This window comes from Gluconacetobacter sp. (assembly GCF_047721585.1).
GTDB classification, from domain to species: domain Bacteria; phylum Pseudomonadota; class Alphaproteobacteria; order Acetobacterales; family Acetobacteraceae; genus Gluconacetobacter; species Gluconacetobacter dulcium.
This window is the reverse complement of the sequence record NZ_JBDNXE010000052.1, coordinates 21,093-27,227: the sequence shown is the minus strand read 5'-3', so window position 1 is coordinate 27,227 and position 6,135 is coordinate 21,093. Positions and strand designations below refer to the sequence as shown.

3 protein-coding genes and 1 pseudogene are annotated in these 6,135 nt (G+C 61.4%); all 4 read left to right on the top strand.

The window, feature by feature from the left end; genetic code table 11:
• Positions 1-1,023 (top strand): glycosyltransferase (locus tag ABF821_RS11205; protein ID WP_415530045.1); only part of this gene is annotated, 1,023 nt, incomplete at its 5' end.
• A gap of 291 nt (positions 1,024-1,314) precedes the next feature.
• The gene (locus ABF821_RS11200; RefSeq protein ID WP_415530044.1) at positions 1,315-2,706 is read left to right on the top strand and encodes an FAD-binding oxidoreductase; all 1,392 of its coding nucleotides are present in this window, start codon (positions 1,315-1,317) and stop codon (positions 2,704-2,706) included.
• A 120-nt stretch (positions 2,707-2,826) separates the two neighbouring features.
• Positions 2,827-3,490: pseudogene (locus ABF821_RS11195) on the top strand (transposase); the annotation flags it as partial.
• Positions 3,491-3,776: 286 nt separating this feature from the next.
• Positions 3,777-6,125 (top strand): TonB-dependent receptor, encoded by a 2,349-nt coding sequence (locus tag ABF821_RS11190; protein ID WP_415530043.1) that lies wholly within the window; start codon positions 3,777-3,779, stop codon positions 6,123-6,125.
• Positions 6,126-6,135 lie beyond the last annotated feature (10 nt).

Below are 6,135 nucleotides of genomic sequence, written 5' to 3'. Positions count from 1 at the left end.
ATCGGATTCCGGGATCTGCGGCCCTGCTGGGTAGGGTGCCGGCGGGAGGGGGCGGTGGGCGATCTGCCGGGTGAGGTGCGGTTTCTCGGCGGGGATGGGCCGTTGCGGCCGCTGCGTCAGGCCGCATTCAAGCAGTTTGGCTGGGGGGGAGCGCGGGAGGTCGCCGACCTGGCGCCGGTGCTGGTGCATGCGCAGTTCGGGCGTGGCGGGGCACTGGCGCTGCCGATGGCCCGCGCGCTTGGCGTGCCGCTGGCGGTGACGTTTCATGGCGGCGATGCCTTCAAGGACAAGCATTACCGGCGGGGGGGGCTGCCTTCCATTTTCCGTAGGCGGTGGCGGGCGTTGCAGGATTATGCGTCGCTGTTCGTCTGTGTTTCGGAGGGCGTGCGGGACAGGTTGCTGGAGCGGGGGGTGCGGCCGGATCTGCTGGATGTGATCCCGATCGGGGTGGAGGCGGCGGCGCCTGCCGCCGGGCCGGCGGAGCAGTTCGTGTTCGCCGGGCGGTTCGTGGACAAGAAGGGGGTTGCGACCCTGATCGACGCGTTGCGGGTGCTGGCGGAGCGCGGGCTGATGCCGTCCGTGGTGCTGGCGGGGGATGGGCCGCTGCTGCCGGCGATGCGGGCGTATGCGGCGGGGCTGGCGACCGTGCGCTTTACCGGGTGGCTGGCGGCGGCGGACCTGTCGGCGCTGATGGAGCGGGCGATTGCGCTGGTGGTGCCCAGCGTGGTCTCGGCCGGTGGTGACCGCGAGGGGTTGCCCAGCGTGGCGGTGGAGGCGATGGCGCGCGGGGTGCCGGTGATCGGGTCCGACCAGTCGGGGCTGGCGGATGTGTTGCAGCCTTGCGGGGCGGGGATCGTGGTGCCGGCCGCCGATGCGGTGGCGCTGGCCGATGCCATGCAGGCGATGCTGGCCCCCGGTGTCCGCGACGGGATGGCAGGGGCCGCGCTGAAGGTGGCGCGGGAGAGGCTGAGTGCGCCCGCGCAGTCCGCGCGGCTGGAGGCGCGGCTGCTATCGCTGCTGTAGGGGACATGCCATTCGCAGGCATGTTTGTAACTGCGCTTTGGTACGCTTGGTCATCATGGCCGCGTTGCTGCGATGTGCTGCAATCACCGCCGCAGATATGGCGCGCGCCACGCTTCCGTTCATCATCGGGTCGTCAGAGACCTGATGTCGCCCTTCGGTCTGTACGTTTTTTGAATTGTCCATCCGGGGCCGATTGCATCAGGGAGTGCGGCAGGTCAGTGTTGAGGACGCCATCTGGTCGGGTGATGGGGTCTGACCGGACGGGCTGATGCGAAGGGAAGCAGGGCGCACATGAATACCGACCTGATTGCGGCGTTGCGCGCACGGCTGGGGGAAGAGCGGGTTTCGACCGCCGAGGCGGTGCGTGAGCAGCATAGTCATGGCGAGGGGCATCATGCCCCGAGCCTGCCGGGGGCCGTGGTGTTTGCGCAGAGCACCGATGAGGTGGCGCAGACGCTGGCGCTGTGCAGCGCCCATAGCGTGCCGCTGACGGCGTTCGGGGCCGGAACGTCGCTGGAAGGGCACGTCAATCCGCCGGAAGGGGGGATCAGCCTCGATCTGTCGCGGATGACGGACCTGTTGTCGGTCCATCCGCAGGATATGGATTGCCGGGTGCAGGCGGGGATCACGCGGCAGTCGCTGAACCAGATCCTGCGCGATACCGGGTTGTTCTTCCCCGTCGATCCGGGTGGCGAGGCCACGATCGGCGGCATGTGCGCCACGCGCGCTTCCGGCACGGCGGCGGTGCGCTACGGCACGATCCGCGAGAATGTGCTGGGACTGACCGTGGTGCTGGCCGATGGGCGGGTAATGCGGACCGGCGGGCGGGTGCGGAAATCCTCGACCGGGTACGACCTGACGCATCTGCTGATCGGCTCGGAAGGCACGCTGGGGGTGATTACGGAAATCCAGTTGCGGTTGCACCCGATCCCCGAAACCATTGCCGCCGCCGTGGTGCAGTTCGAAACGCTTGCCGACGCGGTGGCGACGGCCATCGACATTCTGCAGTTCGGCGTGCCGATCGGGCGGGTCGAATTGCTGGACGATGTGCAGATGGATGCCAGCATCCGCTATTCCAGCCTGGCCGGGTTGCGGGCGCTGCCGACGCTGTTTCTGGAATTCGTCGGTGGCCCGGATTCGGTGCGCGAGCAGATTGCCGCGGTGGAGGCCATCGTGGCGGATCGCGGGGGGCTGGGTTTCGACTGGCATACCGATCCGGACCAGCGCGCCGCGCTCTGGCGGGCGCGGCATCATGCCTACTGGGCCTGTCTGGCCTATCGCCCCGGTTATCGCGCCATGACGACCGACGCGATCGTGCCGATCTCGGCGCTGACGGAACTGGTGACCGGGGTGAAGGCGGATATCGCGGAATCCGGGCTGACCGCGCCGATCGTGGGCCATGTCGGGGACGGCAATTTCCATACGATCATCCTTGCGCCACCGACGCCGGAAGGGCTGGAGCAAGCCTGGGCGCTGGATCGGAAGATCGTCCGGCGGGCATTGGCGCTCGGCGGGTCGTGCAGTGGCGAGCATGGGGTGGGACTGGGCAAGCGCGCGTTCATGGCGGACGAGCATGATCCGGTGGCGCTGGACGTGATGCGGGCGCTGAAGCGCACGCTCGATCCGAACGATATTCTGAATCCGGGGAAGATGTTGCCGGGGAATGTCCGTTCAGACAGGTGAAGACGCTCGTGGAAAAAATACATTAGAGGATATTATGTAATTTTTGCGTGATTGTTTTGGTAATGACGGGGCGTGCGAGTTCGGAAACTGTATTCCTCTGACGTATTGGATGAAGAGTAGCTGTTGGTTGTCCCCTATCTTGTTCTGATGTATGAAAAAACGGAACAGAGGCGCCGTAATTTACGCGAACTGTTCAACGGTCTGCGCTACGCGATCCGCTACGGGATCGCCTGGCGCGTCATGTCAAACGATCTGCCGCCCTGGTCGGCGGCCTATCAGCCGTCTCGTCGTTGGATGGAGGCAGGTTGTTTCGAGATGCTGGCATCCGACCAGCGGATTGTGCTGCGCAAGGCCGGACCTACGGGGCCATCCTCGGCAGCCGAACCTTGCGTTCGACACCGGAGAGCGCAGCGCGCGCCGACTATGATGGGGCCGAACGCAAAAAGGGCTCGAAGCGGCATGTGGCCGTGGACATGTTTGGCCATCCGCTGGCACTGCGCGCCACGCCAGCCAACCGGGATGATCGCGCCGAAATCGGAGGCGAGAAGCCGGCCGAGGCAGCATCGGCTTATGGTAGCGCCCTCGAAGTCGTCAAATTGACGGAAGACAAATTCGGCTTTGTGCTGCCGTTGCGCGTAGAACGATCTTTTGCATGGGCGGAACTGGCCAAGGTCCCACGGGCAACATTGATGGAATGCCAGTGGAGGCGACACGATACCGTAGATTCGTCGAAGATTACGAACGCTACGCTTCAACGCTCGCAAGTCTCCATGTCATCTCCTTCGCACGCTCCATGCTCAGGAAGAGCCACTCGTACTCCAAGCCTCTGCCAACGCCTGTTTCGACATGTGGGGGAGCAGATGCCGGCGTGATGCCGTCTCCGATGGAGAAACGGCAGGACGCAGGGGTGAGAAGATTTCTCTCCAGCTAAAATTAATATCATTAGAAATCAAATTGTTGGCTTTTTCTGGCAAAAAAAATGCTGAAAAATTTCATTGCAAAACCGGATATTATCTCTTATCGGAATAGCGACGCCTTGGTGATATTGGATAATCGAATAGTGGGGATGCATGGCCGGTCATGAAACTGCTCGCACAGTGCAAACGCGCAAACTGCACCTGATGGTGTCGGCCCTCGGCATCACGCTGACTGTTGGAGCTCCGCTATTCGGCGCGCATGCGCAGAGCACTCCCCGCGATGCTGGAAAGGGCAGCCACCGCCACGCGCCGCGTGCCATGCGGAGAGTGCCGCACGCGGTTTCTGGTGAGGACGGCAGTGATGCGGGGGAAGCGATTACCGTGAACTCTGCACGGCGAGCCTTCAGTTTTTCAAAAGCCCAGCATGAGGCCGATTCCGTCACGCATATTTCGGCCGACACGCTTGTCAACAGAGGGGTATTTGACGTCAAGGGGCTTCAGCGTGTTGCACCGAATGTCACCATCCAGAGCATGAATGGAACCGGTACCACCAACTTCTTCATCCGCGGCATCGGTTTCAACGATTTTACGCAGAACAATATGTCTTCGGTGATGACCTATATCGATGACGTCGCGTTTCCGCTCAGCACCATGATGAGCGGACAGATGTTCGACCTCTCCAATGTCGATGTCATACCGGGGCCGGTCGGATTTACCCACGGCATGGCCGATACGGGCGGCGAGGTTTCCCTTCATACCAATGATCCCACGTCCGACTGGCATGGCGGCGTGACGGAGGATATCGCCAGTTATGCGCGATCGAGAACCGATCTGTTTATTTCCGGTCCCATTGCCCGCAACCTGTCCTTTCGTATTGCCGGCCAGACCGTTCATGGGGGCGGCTGGCAGTACGATCCGCAGAACCATACGCATCTGGGCAATGCCAATGACGGCGCGCTGCGCGCCAAGATCAAATGGACCCCGGACGCGCACACCACCATTAAACTTACCGGCCACTGGATGCAGGATGATGACCAGGTGGTGACGGGGCGCCCTGTGCTGGGTTTCGTTGCCTCCCAGCCCATTCCGCAACTTGGATATCAGCAGGCCGAATGGAGCCTACGTCCGCAATTCGCCCAGAAGATCGGGCGATCGGCCAGCCTTATGCCCAGCGAACACAACACGCTCTGGGGGGCCGACCTTAATATGAGTCATGATTTCGGAAAGGTGACGCTTTCGACCATCAGCGCCTATGAGACGGAGCGTGTCGGCGAGTTTACGGACCAGGATGCGACGGCGCTTTCGACCGGCGACACCTATCGTAATATCGTCGCCAACGTGTTCTCGCAGGAGGTGCGGCTTCATAATTCAAGCGCCAGTGACCGTCTGCAATGGGATGTCGGAGCGTTCTATAACCGTACGCGCATGTTGCAGAACTACTATTTCGATTTTACGGACTATCTGCCCCAGCGCGGTTATCTGAGCGAGACCGCATTCCGTTCCACTCAGCAGAGCATTTCGGAATATGGGCATATCAGCTACAGGCTGCCGTACAATGTCACGCTGTTCGGGGGGCTGAACCACACGCTGGATCAGCGCGCGCTGATTGGCCTCAGTACCGTACATTTCGGTATCAACGACAAGCAGTTCAATAACGAATCGACTCTCTCTGCACAGGTATCGGGCGTTCTGGGCGTGCAGTGGCAGGCCACGAAGGGAACTCTGCTCTATTTCAAGGCTAGCAAGGGTTTCAAACCTGGTGGCTTTACGGCCAATAATACCGTATCGCAGGCGCAGCTCGCCCCGTTTGAACCTGAAACCGTTCTGGCGTTCGAAGCCGGATTCAAGAGCGACCTCATTCCCAACCGTCTGCGCCTGAATGCCGCCGCCTTCTATGACGATTATCATGGACAGCAGGTCGTCGGTACCTTCCTGGTGCCGAATTACGGGCCGCTGTCGCAGATCGTCAACGCGCCGAAATCCGAAATCTGGGGCTTTGAGACAACGATTGAGGCGCATCCGCTTCCGCATGTTTTCCTGACGCAGAATCTTGGATGGGAACGCGGTACCTATCAGGTCTTCAACAATATCGATCGTGGGAAGACTAATGCCTACTTCGCGAAGACAGGAATCTGGCAGGGTTTCTACGATAGTTTCGCTGGTGTCGATTCCGGCATTCCCAAACTGACCCTGAACGGGGAAGCCGATTATCGTAGCGACGTCTTTACCCGCTACAATGTCGAAGGCGGCGTGGACTGGATGTACCGTGACAGTCAGGCGATCACGCCTGGTGGTGTCGGGGTTTACCGTCTACCGACCTATTTTCTGCTCGGCGCGCATCTGACGTTCCGGCCCAAAAATGGTCCATGGTCCGTCACGGCCTATGCGAGCAATATCCTGAACCGGCAATATGCCGAAACGGCCGGGAATGCCTCCACCACGTATTTCTATATCCCTGGACCTCCCCGCTTCATTGGCGGCCGCATGTCTCTGGCATATTGAAGGGCGAACA

What these genes read in the sequence shown, in the direction of transcription:
- ABF821_RS11200 (WP_415530044.1), top strand. Translation starts at nt 1,315, where the DNA reads ATGAATACCGACCTGATTGCGGCGTTGCGCGCACGGCTGGGGGAAGAG.
- ABF821_RS11190 (WP_415530043.1), top strand. Translation starts at nt 3,777, where the DNA reads ATGGCCGGTCATGAAACTGCTCGCACAGTGCAAACGCGCAAACTGCAC.